This window comes from Fodinibius salsisoli (assembly GCF_026229185.1).
Classification (GTDB): domain Bacteria; phylum Bacteroidota; class Rhodothermia; order Balneolales; family Balneolaceae; genus Fodinibius; species Fodinibius salsisoli.
The window spans coordinates 92,184-112,521 of record NZ_JAGGJA010000003.1 but is presented as its reverse complement, the minus strand read 5'-3'; the positions used below and the strand labels follow the sequence as shown (position 1 = coordinate 112,521).

Genomic DNA, 20,338 nt, shown 5'->3' with positions numbered 1-20,338 from the left:
AGCTGTCTGTGGATAGCTATTGCAGGTTTGAATACAATACCCTGATTTCGGTACAGCTATGACTAACCAATACCGATCAAATGATGAAAGCTACCTACGTCCGCGTGTCCACATTTGAGCAAAATATTCCCCCAACTCGAGGGCAAAGAAGGGGAGGTGTACTGGGATAAAGTCTCCGGCATGGTCGCCTTTGAAGATCGCGAGGATGCGGCCCGGCTGCTGGCCGATGCCGAGAAAGGAAAAATTGATGAAGTTGAAGTTCATTCCATAGATCGACTTGGACGGGACGCCATTAATGCTCTGCAAACGATTAAGCGGTTTACGGAATTAGGGGTAAATGTGAAATCAAAAAAAGAAGGCCTTAATACCTTACTTGATAATGGAGATCAGAATCCGGTGGCCAAATTATTGGTATCGGTATTAAGTACCTTAGCCGAGATAGATTACAATAACAGGAGGGAGGCACAACGAGAAGGTATTGCCCGCGCTAAAGCAGAAGGTAAATACAGGGGTAGGGCAAATGGGTCAAGGTTATCGGATATTGATTTAATTGAAAAACATTCGGATATAGTAGAAGAATTAAATAGGGGAGAATCGATTCGAAGAACAGGCAGGCTTACTGAGAAAAGTAAAAGTACAGTGCAGCGAGTTAAAAAGGCACTGGAAAGATTAGTTTAAAACAAATCATTAAATATTTAGATGGATCAAAATCTTGTAAGATATTCGAGAGCAGGAGACGTTTTTCACTATCGTTGGGCTGCACGTCGTTGTTTAAAAATGATACACCCTAAGTCACCCATCGAGTGTGTCTATATTGAGGGGTCTGAGGAAAATGATAGAAAAGGAGAATATGTAATCGATGTTGCTGAGTATTATAAAAAAAGTGACCAGGGAAGAGCTGTTGGATACTTTCAGCTGAAACACTCAACAAAGAGAGTAGATAAAGTATTTCAGCTAAGTGAATTGAAGAAAACAGTCGAAGGATTTGCTCAGCGATTTAAATCTCTGAAAAATGATGAAGATATCGAATCTGTCGAGTTTTCAATTATTACTAATCGACCAATTAATGAACGTTTTAAAAAAGCTGTCGAAGATATAATCAACAGAAATTCTCCCCATCAGACTTTTGTGAAGACTCTCAAAAGGTATACTGATTTTGATAATGGGGAACTAAGAGATTTTTGCAAGCACTTACACTTAGTTGATGGTGAGGGAGACTACAATATCCAAAAACATGAGTTAAGCTTTGAAGTTGGAAAATTTATAGTAGGAGTTGTAGATAGCACAATTATTAATAGTATTGAAGCACTTGTCCAAGAGAAAGTTTTACCTGATAACGAGGGAAAAATTGTTAGAGTGGATGTGTTAAAAAGATTTGGGGTTTCTTCAGAGAAAGAACTTTTCCCAGCTCCCAGTATGCTTGATGTACCGGAACATCTAATAGTAAGGGAACAACACGATCAATTAAAGAAATTTATACTTAAAAATTTATCCCCCAAAATAATTCATGCTAGTGGTGGCGTTGGTAAGTCAGTTATATCTGTACAACTTGCGGAATCACTTCCATCAGGTTCTTTAGGTATTATCTACGATTGTTTTGGTGCTGGAAAGTACAGAAATCGGAGTCATTCAAGACATCGTCATCTTGACGGCTTGATTCAGATTGCAAATGAGATAGCAGCTGAGGGATTATGCGAACCACTAATACCACAACCAAATTCTTCGGATGATGTAAGTTTAATTCGGACTTTTTTACGAAGGTTAGATAAAGCATCTACAGAACTCCGTAAAATTAATGATGATGCAATATTGAGTATATTTATTGATGCTGCTGACAATGCAGAAATGGCAGCAAAAGAATTTGCTGAATCATGTTTTGTAAACCAGTTGTTGAGAGAGGATGTGCCAGAGGGTTGTCGCATTATTGCTTTATGTCGTACTGAAAGAAAACACCTATTGAACCCATCTAGCATTGTCGAAGAATGCCAACTTAAACCATTCAATGAAAATGAGACCTCTGTTCATCTTTCACAATATTATCCAGAAGCGACTGCTGATGAGGCTAGAGAATTTCACCGTTTGACTGGTGGAAATCCAAGAGTACAAGCTAATGCTCTTGATTTTGAATTGGATAGTGTAACAGAACTTTTAGAAAGTATTGGTCCTTCTACAAGCACAGTTGAAGACCAAATATCAGCACAACTTGATTCAGCAGTTGAAAGGTTAAGAGATAATTTAACCGGTGATTATCAAGAGCAAATTGATTCAATTTGTATAGGTCTCGCGAATCTTCCTCCATTAATACCTTTAGAGATACTTGCGGCTGCTACAGATGTTCAAGAGTCAGAAGTAAAAAGTTTTGTAGCTGATTTAGGTAGGCCTTTATGGATTTCAGATAACTCTGTTCAATTTAGAGATGAAAATACTGAGACTTGGTTTCGGGAGAAATACTCGGCTACTGCAGATCAAATTGAATCCTTTGTTGAAAACATTAAACCATTGGCAAGAGATTACACCTATGTTGCTGAGGCATTGCCATCCTTATTGTTAAAAGCTGAAAAGTATCAAAAACTTATTGATTTAGCACTTTCAGAAGAGCTTTTGCCTGAAAATAATCCCATAGATGAGCGTAATGTTCGTTTATATAGGCTACAATTTGCTTTCAAAGCAGCATTACAGAAAAACAAAATTGCAGATGCAGCCCAAATAGCATTTCGAGCTGGTGAAGAGGTTGCAAGTGATGATAGACAATTTAATATTCTTCAGGGGAATACAGATCTAATGGCGGCCTTACAATCGAAGCAAAAGGTGCAAGAGGTGGCTTATAAACGAGATTTAAAAGGGCAATGGGATGGTTCAGAGAATTTATATTCTGCAACTCTATTATCGTATTCCGAGGATTTTAAGGGGGAAGCCAGGGCATTTATAAGAGCCGCTCATCGTTGGCTTGAATTATACTTTGAAGAAAGAGAAGAAGCCGAGGAGCATGAAAATGATAAACTAAGTAAGATAGATATACTAGAATTTATCATTTCATATTACAACCTCTTCGGACCCGAAGAGACGGTTAGTTTCATTCACAGCTGGAAGCCTCCTCAGACAATATTCAATATTACCAGTCTCTTTGTAAGGCGGTTAATTGATCATGGTAAGATAGAGACTGTTTTTAAACTAGCTCCTCTAGGTAATCGTTTAGGCAATCGAAGTCCTTATTTTATCATTGCGATTGTGCATGAACTTTTAAAAATAGGGAGATTCCTACAGGCGGAAGTTATTGAAGACTGTTTGACCTGGATGATCCATCGTAGGACTCGACCATCTAGAGATTTTCGGAGTTGGGGGACAGAGCCACTACGGGATGCGATTATATCATTTGCAGAGGCGTGTGCGAATCAGGGACTTGAAGAAAAAAAAATACTTCGAATTTTAAAATATTTTGTCCCTAATAGAGCTTCAAACTCAATTTCTAGTAATCATCAAACTGGAGGACGTAGTTTTTTCTTAAGAGGTCACTCTCTTAAGTGTGTACTCTCAAATAATTTAAATCCAGATTTGGAGCAGTACATGCCCAAGTCATTAATAGATGATGAAAGAAATCGCCACACAAATAGGGATAGAAGAAATTTTGATGAAGTAATTGGGGGATTATTCCCTTGGTATCTGTTACGAGCTAGGAATATAACTGAAAATTTAGAAGATTTTGAAGAAGAATATTCGAAAACAGCCAAAGCCTCTAGTAATGCCACCTCTAATAGATGGAGGCAAAATGATAATCTACCTTATGAAATAACACGAATACAGTTTGAATTACTTAAATTTTACCAAGAATCGGACTCGTTTTTAATCAATTCATTTAAGGAAAAATTATCACAAGAAGAAGCAAGCTATTGGCTTAAGGATAAGTTGAAGGCATTACGAACTGCTTATAGGTTAGAACATTTAAAAGACCTAAGACATCAGCTTGAACAATCTTGCTACCAGGAAATTGAAACCGTTTCTGATGCCGATACTGAAACAGTAGCAGAATGGTATGTTGAATTATCCCGTGCCGTTTTAAATGTAAGTCCAGCTGACTCAGCTGAATATTTTAACCTTGCCATCGAAGCAGTATCTAAATTTGGATATGAAATTATAGATAGATGGGAGGCATTGGTTGCTGTCGCCAATCGGAGAGCTCAGGAGAATGATCAAATTCCAAAAACCGCATATCGATTCATAAGAGTAGCTGAATTGGTCGGTAACAACGTAGCTCGAGAAAAGCACTTTCACCGAAATGGTGCTATTAGGACATGTGCCAAACTAAGTCCTTGTTCTGCTTTATCTGCTCTAAGTAGATGGAGGGACAGGCGCGTTGGGTGGTTTGACCGGCAAGTAAGGCCATTAGCTGATGAGCTGGTACGATCAGATGTTATTAATCCTACCGTTGGTTGGAGTTTGTCAGCTTTTAGTTTTGAATACGGCTATCTAGATTTCGCTGCTTTATGTCTACAAAAAGGAAATGATGAAAGACAGCAACAATATATTTTCGATACTGCTTATAGAGATTTAAGATTGGGTGGTTCCAACTTTGGTGCATACCAAAAGTTAAAAGAAGCAATACAAGATTTACAGATTAAAGAAAGAGATTTGGATCAAGTCTTAGAGTTGACCAAAGAAGAAGACCAGGTTACTGGTTCATCGAATAGGAGTTATAACAAATCAGAAAGCAGTGAAATAGATTGGGATAATGTATTTCGAGGATTAGATATAGTTACCAAATCTGGAATATTGAAGGCCAAAGAACAGTTTGACTCCATATCCCAAAATCAGTTTTTGTCCGTTGAATATTTTTGGGATGAATTAATACAACGTATACCAGATACTAAAGCTAAGAAAGCACTAGAACTGATTGTTAACATCGACGAGTTAAGTATTTATGAAATCAAGGATATACTTAGTCAAATACCCATCAGATGGAGACAAAAAATTAGTGTTAAAAAAGCATGGCCTAATATTATTGAATCGATTGGTCGGCGCTTTTCTCATCAATTAACAACTCAAGGCGGTAGAAATTACTTTTTGAATCAAGTTTCTCTGGATATTGACGATATTTCCTCTTTGTATGAGGGGATAATAAAAGGCTTATCCGGGTCTTCAGCTTTTTTAGGTTCGGATGGTTTTTTTGGATTTGCTGAGATTGCCTCTTCATTTATTTCTACTGAAGAGGCATCCGATATATTGGATTTTTCGCTCTCCAGATTCGAACTACACATTGAAGAGGTTTTCGGAGATGGTTCATGGGCTGATTCGTTAAAGCCTCCAACAGATGTTACCGATGCGTTTACAGGATTTGTATGGGCTGCTCTTGGAGAACCTAGATCCAGTAAGCGTTGGGAAGCAGTACACTGTGTGCGCAGATTGGCAGAGTCGAATTGTAAGAGCGAAATTAATTCCTTATTAAAATGGCTTGAAAAAGGTACTGTAGATTCTTTTGGGTCAGAGAAATTTCCTTTTTATGATCTTCATGCAAAACAGTATTTATTAATTGCTTTATCCCGTATTGCAATTGATAATCCTGAGATATTAAAAGATGAGAGCGATTTATTAGTTAATTTAGCGTTAAATACTCAGCATATATTGATTCAAAAGTATGCTGCAGAGATAGCATTATCTTTAGCAGCTGCTTTTCCAGATATTTATGATGCCGGACTAATTGACCAATTAAAAAAAGTAGGAAAAAGCCAACTTTCTGTTAGGGATCTTGAAGGTCTTGACGATAGGGTCGATAGTCCATGGCATGAAGAGGAGTCGATTGATGAAAGTTTAGAGTTTTATTTTCCTCATGATTTTAAAAGGTCTTGGTTGGATGCTTTAGGTAGGGCGTTTGGTATTAACATGGAACAAGTTGCAGATTTAGCCAAGGAGATAGTTTTTAATGAATGGGATCTTGAAATAGAAGATAAATCCATAAAAGATCCTCGACATAACCTTTGGAATTCTCACCACTCGGGGAGAGAAACTACGCACTTCAAATCATCGTATCCTGAAACAGATAATTACCGTTTCTATATCTCATACCATGCAATGTTAGTTGTTGCATCAAAATTATTAGAAGAAATGCCAACAGCTAATCGTCGGAACTGGGAGGAGGAAACCTGGGAGAACTGGTTAGAAAGACATACTCTAACTCGGAAAGATGGAAAATGGTTGTCTGATCGGCGTGACCCATTTCCAATTAAACGACGGTCATGGGTTAATTGCAAAGAAAAAAGAAATGAGTGGGTTAACGGAATTGGACCCAATGACTTTCTTAATACTCTATTTTTTGATGATATAAAAAAATCTTGGCTAAATGTATATGGAAGTTGGAATGAGTATAATAATTACAAAAATGAAAGAATTCGTATCTCAAGTGCTTTTGTATCTATAGAAGGAGCGGAATCGTTACTTATTGCATTGAATAATTGTGAAAATGCATCTGATTTTAAAATTCCATCGTATGATGAAGCGGGTTTTGAGTTTGATGATTATCCTTTTGAGTTATTTGGTTGGATTTATGATGAACATAAGTCATTAGGAATAGACAAGTTTGATCCTTCTTATAATATTGGCAAATCTTATGTAAATAGATTTAATTTGTCTCATGATTCGGCAAAAAGAGAATGGTTCCAGACTAAATCTAGCAAATCAGCCCTAGACTGTCGTATTTGGAGTTTAAAGAAACAGCATGGTAGAGATGAACTTAATATCGGCGGCTTGAAAATGAGTTGTTCATTTCAATTCATTAAACAGATGTGTGAAGCTTTAAACAAAAAACTTATCATCGAAGTGCAAATAAATAGGAGTCTAAATGAGCCAGGAAGACAATCGGGAACATATACAAGAGAAAGTAAAGTTTATATCCTCTCAGAAGAAGGTGAGCTCAGAGATACAGAAACGAGCTATCAACTTGGGTAAGGAACTTGTTCAAGAATTAGAGTTACAATCCGGGGTTGATACTCTTTCTAAATGGATGGCACATTACATATCTGAACAAATTGTAATCGCCGAAAATGCAACAGGGGAAGAAGAAATCAAAGCGAAAGAAAAATGTTTTGATACTATTCTGAAATTATGGGAAAGGAGGGGGCACTTACCAAACGGTAGTCGCCCATTCGAAGACTTTGAACAAATATTTCATGTATTAAAAAAGATTGATCCCAAAGGAGATCCAAGACCTTTTCATCAACTGAAGGATTTTGACAAAGTTAAAGAAGAGGAATTGGATTCTGAAGTTAAATACTGGATTAACAAGGTTGAATTGATTAATAGTTATACCAGAAAACTACTCAGGTTTTGTTTAGCTAAGGCGTATGAAAAATCAAAGAATGGCAGTGTTAATGTATGGCTTGAAAATAGTATTGATTCGGTACCAGGATATGATATTAAATCACTTGATCGCTTAAAGAACTTTTATGAAGAAGAAGATGATAGTAAGACTATATTAGATGAGTTTGATAAATTTTTAGAAGGTGTAGAAGACATCCGTAACAAAATAAAAATCCAGGATACTGAGTCTTGATAACCTTTAAACCTGAAGGAGATATTAAAAAGATTACCTACCCAAGCAAAATATTCTTAATGTCGCTCCTTAACTCATTTTCTAAATCTCGTAGGTAACATTAGTGCAGGGAGGATCTTTTTAGCTCCAACAAAGCATCAATGCAAAAAATTTATGTTCCTATTAGAATTTCTGCAATAGGAACATAATAAGGAACAAAGGTGATTTAGTTAACTAACTGTATACCAGAAGGTTATACCTATAATTGGATATTTGCCAATAGGAACAAAAATGAAGTAAATAGCACATTAATGACCGAAATGACCGATTAAAATGGATATAAATGCCGTTTAAAGGACATAGGCGATGATTTCTATGGACTCTATTTCCAGAGAGGGAACCCCAGAATTATTTTATTTTGGTTGTCCATTTATTTTAATCTGCCTGTCCATCGATACCATCGATACCATCGATAATAAATTCCGCTTAGAGCATGTTATCACTGGACAAGTAAAATAAAATAATGTGAATTGAGGGTTCTGCCCCATAATATACGTTTAAGCGACGAGAGAGGCATTTTGGATTATTTTGTTTTCGGGAGCTAAAAAGGCCCAAAATTCTAAATTAGTCAAATATGGACAAGCAGATTAAAATAAATTGAACACCTACATTTTAAGCCAGTAGTTGGTAGCTGTGACTGGCAAAATTGAATAAGCTTAAATTGTTTTGCATTTCATCTCTTTTGATATCTATTGACAGCAAGCAGTAAGGGTATTCTTGGACCAACAGGTGTTTTCTGAAAATTATTTTATTATACCAATTTTTTTCATAGTACTATTTCAATACTTTAGTAGCTGAAAATAGCAAGGGGAACAAAAAACTTATTAATAGAATGAAGAAACAAGAGTTGCTCAATATTATTTTCGACCTGCCCAATGCTTTGCGTGAGCAATTAGCAGATGAAATTTACCAGAGTATAGATTCTTCAGAATCAGGCCTAAATGCGGATTGGATTGTTGAGGCTAATCACCTTATGAGAAAGTTTGAAAATATTCCTCCGCCATTACCCGATGACATGTCCCCAGCTGAAGAAACTGAAAATTCACCGGATGATGATGGAGATAGTCGAATGAAAACCCTTTTCGATCTAATAGAGAAAATCCATCTTCATTGTACCCTTCGGGCCAGAACTAAATCATTTAAAGAAGGAGATGGAATACCAGTTAATCAAGTTAAACGGGAAATCAAAGAACGGAGAAAACAACGAGAAAAATTGTTAGGAGGCTTGAAAACCTCTTCAGGTCCGGTCCCAGATGTGTCAGCCGTATCTCCCTTGGATAATTTTAAGCTTGAATTAACTTTCGAGAGTGGAGAGCAACGTATTTTTGACCTAAAGCCACTCCGTAAAGGAATCTTTTCTGAGCTACAAGATCCAGATTACTTCAGTTGGGCAGGGACACATCGGGGTGGCATACGCTGGCCATATGGTGAGACTTTATATTCCAATATTCTCTATACAAATAGCATCCCGAAAGATAAATAAATAGTAATAATAAGGATATTCAGGGTGCATTATCTTTCCTCTAATGGTACTCGAGTGATTTCTTCCTGAAAGTTTTTAAGGTTATCATCAGCTATACGCATGAGAGAAGCAACCATTCTTAGCTTAAATTTGCTGGAAAAAGGTCCTTCTTCAATGTCCTGGACAAGTTTGTCAAGGTATTGTTCAATTTCGCTTAAATTACCTTTTTCAATATCTTTTTGGTTAATCCCGTCCAGTAAATCAACAGGTTTATTTATCTTTTTATCTTTGAAAACATATACTAAATCATAAACGTCCAGATTTTGAACAATTTGTTCGTAAGGTATAGCTTCCCTCGCTTTTCTTCCTCTTAAAGTACTGGCATTCAGACCGAGCTTCTTAGCAACTTCATCAAGATTGTCCGCATTGAGCACTTCAGATAGCCTACTCCAAATATCTGTTGAATTTTTCACCATTTATGATGAGATTGTCTAAAAATTAAACATACAGTATATGTGAGAGTTGGATTGCTCACTAAAAACATGTGTTACACATATGATAAATATAAGAAGAGAAATCTTTAATTCTATTTCCCAATCCAAATTTCTACTGCTGTATAGCAAAATATTCTCGGATACATTAGGGATTCTATCCATCAATATCCTAAAGTTTAAAAAAGGTATTACAAATTTAAATACTAAAAATGATGTTCAAACATGTATTACAATATCGTAATACAATATTGTAATACATGAGGTGACATTTGTCAACTTAATTACACAAATGTATTCGTTTTCTCTAGCAAGAGATAGCCGGAATTCCTTTAATTGATTGAAAGAGGTAAGTTTAGAGACATTGATAGTAGTAGAGTTAATTTAAAGTAACCAACGATCATTTTACCTACTTCATTTTTAAATACCTCGAGGAAGTTAAATAACTAATGGATGGAATACCTGTAAATAACCTTAAGCATTATGTTCAAACTCGATAATCAGCAAGAGGTGCCAAATTATATATCTGTTACTGATTTATCACAAATTATTAGTATAGGGAAGAGGGGCATTCGAAAACTTATCGAACGGGAAAGGATTAGCGATCATTATTTAAAAAAAGAACACTCTACAGGGCGGAATGGTTATCGGCATCTAATTAATCCTGAAGGCCTGCCGGAACCTTATAGGTTGGAATACATCCAACATGTACAAAAGAACAGTCAACTTTCTTTTGAATCCAACCACAAGGGGTTACCAGGGTGGGCGATAGAAAAAGCCAAAGCCCGACTTGATCTCATCCATCTGTTGGAACGTGCCCTAAATCGAGCTAAGGCTCAGGACAAGAATATTACACCGGTTTATCACGAGGTGGCTGAAATCTATAATAGCGGCCATGTCCTTGAAGAAACCTTTAAGACCATAGGGGAGGTGAGTGGATATATGCTCCAACAGCGGTGGTGGCCCAATTACAAAAAAGCTTGCCAACAGGGGGAGGATGTGATTAAAGCGCTTGCCCCCAAATACCAGCGAAATAAAGGCCACTATTCAATACCAACGTGGTATAAAAAGCGACTACTAGCATTATTGCTACAGCCCAGTCAAATTGCTCCTACCACGGCGGCTAAAATTCTGCATGCAAACCTGCGATTGAAGGGCCGAGAGCCTCCTTGCAGCACGAAGACTGCCTGCCGGTGGATAAAGGACTATAAGAACGAACACTTTGATACCTGGACGTTATATCGGGAGGGAGAAAAAGCCCTCAATGATAAGGTACTGCCTTATATTGACCGCGATTGGAATACCTTAACAGTAGGTGAAATCCTGATAGCAGATGGGCACGTACTTAATTTTGATGTAAAGCATCCTTACACGGGCAAAGCTCATCGTCCGACGCTCATCTGTTTCTACGATGGACGCTCCCGAATGCCCGTTGGCCTTTCGATCATGCCCACGGAGAATACCGATAATATTTCCGAAGCGTTAGCCGATGCCGTGAAAACCCTCGGAAAGTTTCCGGAGGCGGTGATTTTAGACAACGGGCGAGCCTTTAAAGCCAAACATTTTACGAAGAGCCCAGAGTTCTATGATACCAGGCTGGCCGGGATCTATCAGCGGTATGGCATTATTACCCACTTCACCAAACCCTATCACCCGCAAAGCAAACCGATAGAGCAGTTTTTCAATCAGCTTAATGAACGGTTTTCGAAGCTATTGCCGACCTATCGGGGAAATTCCATTGACGAGCAAGTCCCCCGGCTTAAACGCAATGAACAGATGCATGCGCGGGCCTACAAAAAACACGTAGGAGATTGGCTGCCGACCATCCCTGAAGTTCTCAAGACCCTGAAACACTGGACCTTCCAGGCCTATGGGAAAGAAGATCATGGCGGCCTGCGAAAAGGGGAAACGCCGTTACAAGTGCTTGAAGATGGTAAAGGGCCAGGCGTACCCTATAAGGATATGATAGACCTGCTTCTTCGCGCTGAAAAAAAACGTCCCCGCCGGGCTCGATTTACGATTGAAGGCATAGAGTATCAAAATCGGGACGTACTCACAGGCTGGAATAAACCGGTGGTCGTCCGGTATACCCGTCGGGTACCGGAGAAAGTGTGGGTCTATGACCACAGTGAGGGACACAGAGTCCCCTTATGTGAGGCCTATGCCTGCAAGGCGAAGCATCCGTTTGAGCAATTGGTCAATGAGGAAGGGGAGATTGATCCAACGATTCGTGAGCAGATGAAGCAACGAAGACGCTTGAGAAAACGCGCAAAACGGGCGAACGAAGCACTTTATAATTTGAATGATGATACGACCATGCCTGCCTGGAAGCTCATTCCTAAAGATGATGAAGAAGAAAAGGAGGATATTACCCCCATATCAGCATATGATCTGGACTCAAAGACGAAGACAGAAGACGGTGGTGCAAATCAAATAGACTACCCGGTAGACATAGATGAGGTAAATGAAGCAGTAGAACGTCCGCTGTTTGAATACCCCTACGAGCGATTTGAACACATAGCCGGAAAGGAAAAAAAAGAAATCACTGATGAAGACATCACTTTCCTTAAAAACTTTATCCAAAGTGAAAGTTATACTGGCCTGTATAAAACAAAATATAGCGGATGGGTTAATGAACTGTTCAAGTAGGAATAAACTAATGCATTTAAACAGCAATAACATTCAGAAGACTGACCCTAACAAAAAGTAAGTAATTGGAGGACTCCAAATGAAAAATCAATTTGTTATTACTAAAAATGTACGACGGTTATATAAATTAGCCGATACGCTACTGACAACAGATAACGGTACCCCCGGCTTGGGGTTGTTCTATGGTTCTCCCGGATTAGGTAAATCAGAGGCAGCTATTCATATGCATGTGCAGAAAGACTATGTGTATCTACGGGCTAAAACCGCGTGGTCGATCCGATGGTTCCTCAATGATCTGTTACATGAACTTAATGAAAAACAAGAGGGACGGATCAAAAATGCCTATAACCGAGCGGTCGAGGTGTTAAGTATAAATCCGAAACTGGTTATCATTGATGAAGTTGATCATATGCTTCATGATAGCAAAATTCTAGAAACTATGAGGGATATTCACGATGAGAGTGGTAATTGTTTTCTCCTGATTGGTATGCATAATGCAGAACGAAAACTGAAAGGTTTTCCGCACTTATACAGTCGTTTTGCCGATGTTATCCGTGCTCGGCCTATTGATCAGGACGAGATATTGGAGATTAGCGAGAAACTTGCAGAGGTTCCAATGCATGAAGAAACGGCCGAACGATTATATGAGATTACAAACGGAGAGTTTCGAAAAATTATGACATGGTTGCACTACTTGGAGGAAAAAGCAAAAACAAATTCAATGGAATCTATTTCCCCGGAATTAATCGATAAAACCCCTCAGTAACTTATGTCTATCGGCAAAGCCCTTATCGTAAAACCACGTCCCTGTCCATTTTGTGGAGGAGTACCTCTGGAATTACGGTGTATAACATTTAGACATTGGAATATTAATTGTCTGAATACGGACTGTCTCTGTAAAGGTCCAGATGGTAAGAACCCGGATCAAGCGGTTGTTAAATGGAATTCATTAACCGAAGGGTGTATTAAACAGCGGCAGTATGAGAAACAACTAGCCAAAGACTTTCAAGATCCAGCGATCCCTAAAAAAATATGGAAGGCGGCCCGCTCATTAAAAACCTTTACTATGAAAGAAATTACGCGTATTTCAAAATGTCATCAAGAAACAGTAAATAAGTACTTATCTTTATTGGACAAGAACGAATTTCTAAGAATTGAATCACAGAATAGCTCTAATTCTAAACAGAAATCGACATACCGTTGTATTAAGCCGCGAACAGTCAAAGCACCTTCATGGATCGGGCTACAACTCAGCACTCGAGAATACCAAGAATATAGGGAAGAGAAGAAATCAATGAAGTGGACCAAGATACAAGCTGTTACTAAGTGAACAATATGACTACTTCATTTTATCATAATCGGGATCTACTACAAACTCTTCAGCGGTATGTTAGACTGATGTTTCTTTTAAAGAAAGAGTGATTTTACGCGGTGAAATTTACTCACTTGTCGTATAAGCCTCGGTTATGTAAAGTGGTTATACATGGGCCGCAATAATAATATTACACGAGTCACATAAAAGATCATTGGCTGACCGAACGACTCGGCTGAACGTGGAAATGTTGATCACGGCCCAACACATGAAGCAAACGGCAAAGATGAACCTCGTTCAAATAACACTCTTTTAATTTCGTGATTTATTCTCTATAATAGGGTCTAATAAAATCGATTGTACCTATCAAAACCATTAGATCTACATATCGAACCGGTACGAAGGGCATAGCTGCAGCGCTTATTTTCTTATTTAGTCTGCATTTCCTGAGTATCCACGGCATCGCAGATGCTCTGGTTCTGTGTTTTGAGGAAAATGGCGATGTCAATATCGAGTCGGTCGCCGGTTCTTTTCTTTCGATCCCCTCAGAGGATATGATGCATACCGGGACCCATCACGATAGCAGCTCCTCTACCTACCATACCGGTCAAAGCCATCACAGCGATATTGCTTTTTCAGCGACCTGTTCCAAAGAACAACGAACGACGCGGTTCGATCAGGAGCGCACGCTCAAGGTTCTTGACGGTATTCTGTATAGCAAGGTTGAAGACCTCCCGCAATCACGAGTATTTCACCTTGTTTCCTACGACCCTCCCTTAATCGAGGATGCAATAACAGCCTCGCTAACAACCGTTGTTCGCATTCTCTACAACTAAGTAGTTCCAGCCCTTTTTATATCACTTCTTCATTGCAAGTAAGGTAATCCGGTAAGGAATAACTATATCCTGCCGGTACTGCTTGCCCCTTTATAACAGCAAAAAATTGGTTGGAATATATGAAACTATTTTTAAAAACTGTGTTGGTCCTCGGCATGCTTGTACTTGCTGCCGGATGCGCCAGCGAACAGACCCTTATTGAACCACCCTCGGAAAGTACCTTGGGAGACAAAAACTACGGACAATCTCCCGCCCTGAACAAAAACGTGGAGCCGCAGGATACGGCAGCAACCATACAGATATCAGATACGCTGACCTTTCCGGATGCGCTCTCCAAAGCCGTGCTCGAAAATCCCCGGCTGCAAAGCTACGGTTGGCAGGTGCGCGCGAGGGAAGCCGAGCGCTTGCAGGCGTCACTGCTACCCAATCCCCGTTTGGAAGCGGAAATGGAGAACTTTGGTGGCTCCGGACAGTTTGAAGGATTGGATAACCGCGAAATCACCATTCGGCTGGGCCAAAAGATCTTGCTGGGCGCCGATCGGCTTAAACGAAAACGCCTGGCGGGCTACAACCAACAATTGGCGGGCTGGGATTATGAGACTCAGCGCCTGGACGTGCTCACCGGCGTTACCCAAGCGTATATTTCGGCGTTAGAAGCCCAGCAACAGTGGCATCAGCAACAGGAATTAGTAGAGGTAGCTCAAAAGCTATTTGATTCTATTTCATCTCAGGTCGAAGTCGGCAAGGTTTCACCCATTGCAAAGACAAGAGCAGAAGTGGAACTCTCGCGGGCCCGCATTGACCTTGAAAATGCATTAAACCGTTTTAAGGCCGCCCGCAGTAACCTATCCTCCTTTTGGGGGAGCAAGCAGCCTGTATTCAAGGAACTGGCCGGTACGCTGGCCCAAACCGATTCTTTACCGGCCTACCCCTCGCTGGTGCAGTACATACAGCGCAACCCGGACGTTGCGCGCTGGGCTACCGAGATGCAGCAACGCGAGTCGAAGCTTTCCCTGGAACGGGCCCAAGGCATTCCCGATCCTACCATTAGCGGCGGTTATAAGCATTTTGAAGATGTAGGCGCCGAAGCTGCAGTGGTGGGAATTTCCATACCGCTTCCCCTTTTCGATCGCAACCAAGGCGATATTAAAGCGGCCAAATATCAAATCAATCGCGGCCGATCACAGCGGCAGGCGGCGGTTACGGAAGTAACCAGGGCCTTACAAGAGGCTTATAACCGGCTGCAAGCTTCTTACCACGAAGTGAAACAATTACAGAACCAAGTATTACCGGGCGCACAATCCGCTTTTGAGGGCATACAGGCCGGTTATAAGCAAGGGAAATTTGATTATCTGGAGGTGCTGGATGCCCAGCGCACGCTTTTTACCAGCCGTACTCGATATATTCAAGCATTGGCTGAATATAATCGGGCTATAGCCGAGGTCGAGCGCCTGATCGGTACCCCTCTTTCTGACATACCATCCAATTAATGATTTAACGCATTACCCATCATGAAGAAATCAGTTATATATATAGCCATTGCAGGAATTTTTATAGCCGGAGGAATCATAACCGGTTGTGGTTTAAATAGTAATGAAAATGGAAATTCTAATACGCAATCCGCCCAGCAGCAAAAACAACATAGTAGTGAAGAAGGCGGGCAACATGCCGGGGAATCCGGCGACCATTCTACAGAGCAGCAGCATAGCCCTGAATCCGGTGATCAGTACCAGGAGGGAGGAGGTTATACCGGCGAAGTGCACTTAACCGAGCAGCAACGCCAAAACCTCGGGATCAATGTAGAAACCCTGGACTCCGGAAGCGCGGCCTCGACTATTGCACGCCCCGCCAATATTAGCTACGATCTGGATAACATAGCCAAAGTAGGTCCTCGTCTTGAGGCCAAGGTTGTCAAGGTGCTTAAAGATCTGGGTGAGCAGGTAACCCGCGAGGAACCGGTTGCATTAATGAGCAGCGTAGAGCTCGGCAAGACCAAGGCCGAATATCTCCGCCTGAAAGCACGGCTTAAGTCCGAGCAGGCCCGTTATGAGCGCGAACAATCCCTGTATGAGCAGCAGATTTCCAGCCAGGCGGAACTGCTGGAAGCAGAAGCGTCGTTTCAGGAAGCACAGGCGGAATTAAATGCCACGGCCGAAGCACTTCGACTGTACGGACTCACTGCGACCGATATCCAACAGATTGAAGCCGGAAGTGACCAACCGCTCTCTCAATTTTATATCACCAGCCCTATCGATGGCGTCATCCAGGAGCGTAACCTTTCGCCGGGCCAGACGGTGAGCTCCAGTGAAACGCCGGTTCATGTTGCGAACCTGTCCCAAATGTGGGTCATGATTGATGCCTATGAACAAGACATCCGGTATATCGAGCCCGGACAAACCGTGAACATTGCTGTTCGGAGCATCCCCAATGAAATATTTGAGGGAACGGTAGACTGGATTTCCTACGCCCTCGAAGAAGACACCCGGACCATGCCCGTTCGGGCCAACTTAAAAAATACGGACCGGCAACTTCGGGCCGGTATGTTCGGAACGGCTCGCATCCAGACCGGCCGGGAGCGCAGCCTTGCCATGATACCGGTGGACGCCGTACAAACCATTGAGGGCGAATCCAGGGTGTTTGTGCCCGGCAGAGAAGCGGGCAGTTTCCGGCCGGTAGCGGTACGACTGGGAGCAGAAAATGAGGGCCTGGTGGAAATTATTGCCGGGCTCCAACCGGGAGATAAGGCCGTAACGGCCGGGGCTTTTGACTTAAAATCAGCGCTTACTGCCCAAACCCGCAGCGCCTCGCACGGGCATTAGAAGCAATGCCTGATTACCAGCTGCTTACGTTGCAATTGTTAATGAATTTTAAAAGTTGTTGAATTATGCTTGAACAGATTATCGATCGTGTACTAAAAAACAGGTTAACCATCTTTTTGATGGTTGCTGCCGTAGGGGTCTATGGCTATTTTTCCTTTCAGGATGTCCCCATTGATTCTTTCCCGGATGTATCGCCTCCTTTAGTCCAGGTATATACCTCCAGCCCCGGACTTTCCCCCGTGGATGTGGAGACCCAAATTAGCTATCCCATTGAGATTTCGATGTATGGGCTTCCGAAACTGGATCGCGTGCAAAGTACGTCCATTTTTGGGCTCTCGCGCGTCAACGTTTATTTCGAGGAGGACACCGATATCTACTTCGCCCGCCGCCTGGTCATGGAGCGGCTTGCCAAGGCCCGAAATGAGATCCCGAAAGGCCTTGGCAACCCTCAGCTTGGCCCTATCACCACCGGGCTCGGCACAGTGATGATGTATGAAATGAAAAATAAAAAAGGTGCCGAAAACTCCCTGATGGAACGTCGGACGGCCCAAGACTGGATCGTAAAGCCGCAACTACGGACCGTGCCCGGGGTCACCGGCGTGCTTTCGCTGGGCGGTGATGTCCGGCAGTTCCAGGTCAATGCCGATATGAATGCCTTGGTCTCTCGCGGTCTGACGCTCAAAGATCTGGAGCAAGCTATCAATACCAACAACCGGAATGTTGGGGCTTCCTTTATAGAACGAGGCGGAGAAGAATATTTGGTACGCGGCTATGGCTGGATTAACCAACATGAGCAAGGCATCGAGGATATTCGCAATATTGTGGTCGCCAACCAAGAGGGTACTCCCGTGTACGTGAAAGATCTGGCTGATGTTGCTTTCGGATCGGAAATTAAACGAGGGTCGCTGATCGCCAATGGCGAAGAATCAGTCGGGGCCTTCGTATTAAAACTGATTGGAACGAATACCCAAGATCTATTGGGCCAGGTGGATCAAAAGATCGATGCCATTAATAAGGCCCTGCCGGAAGGCATGATCATGAAGCCTTTTTACTCGCAGGGAGAACTGGTGGACAAAGCCGTGGGAACGGTCACCAATGCACTGTATATCGGGGCTATCTTAGTATTGGTGGTGCTGTTCTTTTTTATGGGCGATGTGCGATCCACGCTCATTATCATCTCAACCGTGCCCATTGCCTTTCTCATTGCCTTTATTGGAATGAATCTGATGGGAATTTCGGCGAACTTAATGAGTCTGGGAGGCCTTGCCATCAGCATTGGTATGATCGGGGATAGTGCCACGGTGATCGTGGAAAACACCTACCGGCTGCTGGAAGAGCGCAAAGGGGAGAATGTTTCCCTAATGCGTATCGTAGGGGAGGCGGCCCGTGAGGTCATTCGACCGGTTGTATTTGCCACCAGTATTATCATCATCGTGTTCCTGCCGCTCTTTTCCCTGGAGGGCGTGGAAGGCAAAATGTTTAAGCCCCTGGCCTATACCATCACCTTTGCATTGGCCGGAGCGATCTTTCTGGCCCTGACCTATATTCCTATTATCTCCAGCTATATTTTGCCGGAGAAAGGGATGGACAAAGAGCCATGGCTGGTGCGCAAGGTGAAGGGAGCAAGCCGTCCGCTGATTGAAAAAAGCACCAAATATCCTAAAATGGTGTTTGGGGCGGCGCTGGTGTTGTTTGCCGCAAGCATGGCTATGTTTCCGTTTTTGGGCACCGAATTTCAGCCGACCTTGCGGGAAGGGACCTTTGCGGTGCGGTCGGTGCTGCCGCCGGGTGCCAACCTGCCGACGACCCAAGAGTATGCCAAACGCCTGCAGGAATCCATGCAGACCTTTCCGGAAGTGGAAGGCGTCTACTCGCGGGTTGGTCGCGCGGAAGTCGGGGGGGATCCCGAACCGGTGAACGTGATCTTTAATGTGGTCGATCTTAAGCCGCTGGATCAGTGGGACGCAGGCCGCGACTACGAAGAATTGCAGTCGGCTATGGCCCAAAAGTTAACTGAGGATCTGCCGGGGGTGGCTTCCAACTTTTCCCAGCCCATTCAGCTCCGCACCGATGAGCTTCTCAGCGGCGTTCGGGCCCAGGTGGTGGCCAGCCTGTACGGGGACGATCTGGATACGCTGGCCCGGAAAGCACAGGAAATTGCGGCTGTCGCCGAAAACGTGGAAGGGGCGGTAGACGTTCGCGCCCAACAGCAGGGCGGGAAGCCCCAAATTTTGGTTCGCCCCGACCGCGAGCAGCTGGCACGGCTGGGCATCAGCATCGATGAATTCTTAAACACTGTTGAGACAGGTATCGGGGGTTCGGTAGCCGGGCAGGTGTTCGAAGGCATTCGCCGCTTTGACATCTTTGTGCGCCTGCACGAGGGCCAGCGCAGCCAGATCAATCAGCTTCGCGAGCTTCCCATACGGACAGCCGAAGGCGCACTGGTCCCGCTTTCCCAAATTGCTGATGTCGAAGTCTTTACGGGCCCCAAGCAGATCTCCCGGAACAAAGCCAGCCGCCGAACCTACGTGCAGCTAAACGTCCGGGGCCGCGACATGGGCAGCGTGGTTAGTGAGATCCGCCGGAAAGTAGAAGCGCAGGTGGACCTGCCGGCGGGCTATTTCACCGAATACGGCGGGCAGTTTGAAAACCAGCAGCGGGCCATGAGCCGGCTGATGGTCGTCGTGCCTATTACCCTGGGCCTTATTTTCTTCATGCTGTTCTCGACCTTTGGCAGCTGGCGCTATGCGGTGCTTATTTTCCTGAATATTCCCTTTGCGACCATCGGGGGGATCTTTGCCCTTTGGGTTTCCGGGCTATATCTCTCTGTCCCCGCGGCTGTAGGATTTATTGCCATTTTCGGGATTGCCGTGCTCAATGGACTGGTGCTCGTCAGCTACATTAATCAACTCCGAGAGGAGGGCATGGAGATGGGGAAATCGGTGGTGCAGGCGTCCCTGCTCAGGCTGCGCCCGGTACTTATGACCGCCCTAACCACCGGGCTCGGCCTGCTCCCGTTGCTGCTGGCTAACGATATTGGCTCTAATGTGCAACGCCCGTTGGCCGCAGTTGTGGTCGGTGGATTATTTACGTCCACGCTGCTTACGCTGGTAGTGCTGCCAACCATCTACAAGTGGTTTGCCGAGCCGGTCACCCACGCAGAACTGTAATCCTAAATTCCCTCGGGCTG

At 42.9% G+C, this 20,338-nt stretch carries 11 protein-coding genes; 10 read left to right on the top strand and 1 reads right to left on the bottom strand.

What is annotated here, in order from left to right:
* Positions 1-114 precede the first annotated feature (114 nt).
* The 4 genes from J6I44_RS05400 (at position 115) to J6I44_RS05385 (ending at position 9,062) form a co-directional block, all read left to right on the top strand.
* The gene (locus J6I44_RS05400; RefSeq protein ID WP_265764982.1) at positions 115-678 is read left to right on the top strand and encodes a recombinase family protein; all 564 of its coding nucleotides are present in this window, start codon (positions 115-117) and stop codon (positions 676-678) included.
* 21 nt (positions 679-699) lie between these two features.
* On the top strand, positions 700-6,936 hold the full coding sequence (locus J6I44_RS05395) for a hypothetical protein (protein WP_265764981.1): 6,237 nt from the start codon (positions 700-702) through the stop codon (positions 6,934-6,936).
* Entirely contained in the window at positions 6,929-7,540 is a 612-nt protein-coding gene (locus tag J6I44_RS05390; protein WP_265764980.1) for a hypothetical protein, read from the top strand. The genes J6I44_RS05395 and J6I44_RS05390 overlap by 8 nt, the downstream gene beginning before the upstream one ends.
* 871 nt (positions 7,541-8,411) lie before the next feature.
* Positions 8,412-9,062, top strand: a complete 651-nt coding sequence (locus J6I44_RS05385) for a DUF2442 domain-containing protein (RefSeq protein WP_265764979.1) — start codon at positions 8,412-8,414, stop codon at positions 9,060-9,062.
* A 29-nt stretch (positions 9,063-9,091) separates the two neighbouring features.
* Here J6I44_RS05385 and J6I44_RS05380 read toward each other — a convergent pair whose 3' ends face one another.
* Positions 9,092-9,517, bottom strand: coding sequence for a hypothetical protein (locus J6I44_RS05380; RefSeq protein WP_265764978.1), 426 nt, complete (start codon positions 9,515-9,517; stop codon positions 9,092-9,094).
* Between the two features lie 498 nt (positions 9,518-10,015).
* Between J6I44_RS05380 and J6I44_RS05375 the strand changes: the two genes are divergently transcribed.
* The 6 genes from J6I44_RS05375 (at position 10,016) to J6I44_RS05350 (ending at position 20,318) form a co-directional block, all read left to right on the top strand.
* The gene (locus J6I44_RS05375; protein ID WP_265764977.1) at positions 10,016-12,181 is read left to right on the top strand and encodes a Mu transposase C-terminal domain-containing protein; all 2,166 of its coding nucleotides are present in this window, start codon (positions 10,016-10,018) and stop codon (positions 12,179-12,181) included.
* A 79-nt stretch (positions 12,182-12,260) separates the two neighbouring features.
* Positions 12,261-12,947 carry an AAA family ATPase gene (locus J6I44_RS05370; RefSeq protein ID WP_265764976.1) on the top strand — a complete coding sequence of 229 codons (687 nt, stop codon included), beginning with the start codon at positions 12,261-12,263 and terminating at the stop codon, positions 12,945-12,947.
* Positions 12,948-14,047: 1,100 nt separating this feature from the next.
* Positions 14,048-14,329 (top strand): hypothetical protein, encoded by a 282-nt coding sequence (locus J6I44_RS05365; protein ID WP_265764975.1) that lies wholly within the window; start codon positions 14,048-14,050, stop codon positions 14,327-14,329.
* Positions 14,330-14,448: 119 nt separating this feature from the next.
* Complete coding sequence (locus J6I44_RS05360) at positions 14,449-15,819, top strand: TolC family protein (protein ID WP_265764974.1); 1,371 nt, start codon at positions 14,449-14,451, stop codon at positions 15,817-15,819.
* A gap of 21 nt (positions 15,820-15,840) precedes the next feature.
* Positions 15,841-17,148: an efflux RND transporter periplasmic adaptor subunit gene (locus J6I44_RS05355; RefSeq protein ID WP_265764973.1), complete on the top strand. Its 1,308-nt coding sequence runs from the start codon at positions 15,841-15,843 to the stop codon at positions 17,146-17,148.
* 65 nt (positions 17,149-17,213) lie between these two features.
* Positions 17,214-20,318 (top strand): efflux RND transporter permease subunit, encoded by a 3,105-nt coding sequence (locus J6I44_RS05350; protein ID WP_265764972.1) that lies wholly within the window; start codon positions 17,214-17,216, stop codon positions 20,316-20,318.
* The last annotated feature ends 20 nt before the right edge of the window (positions 20,319-20,338 follow it).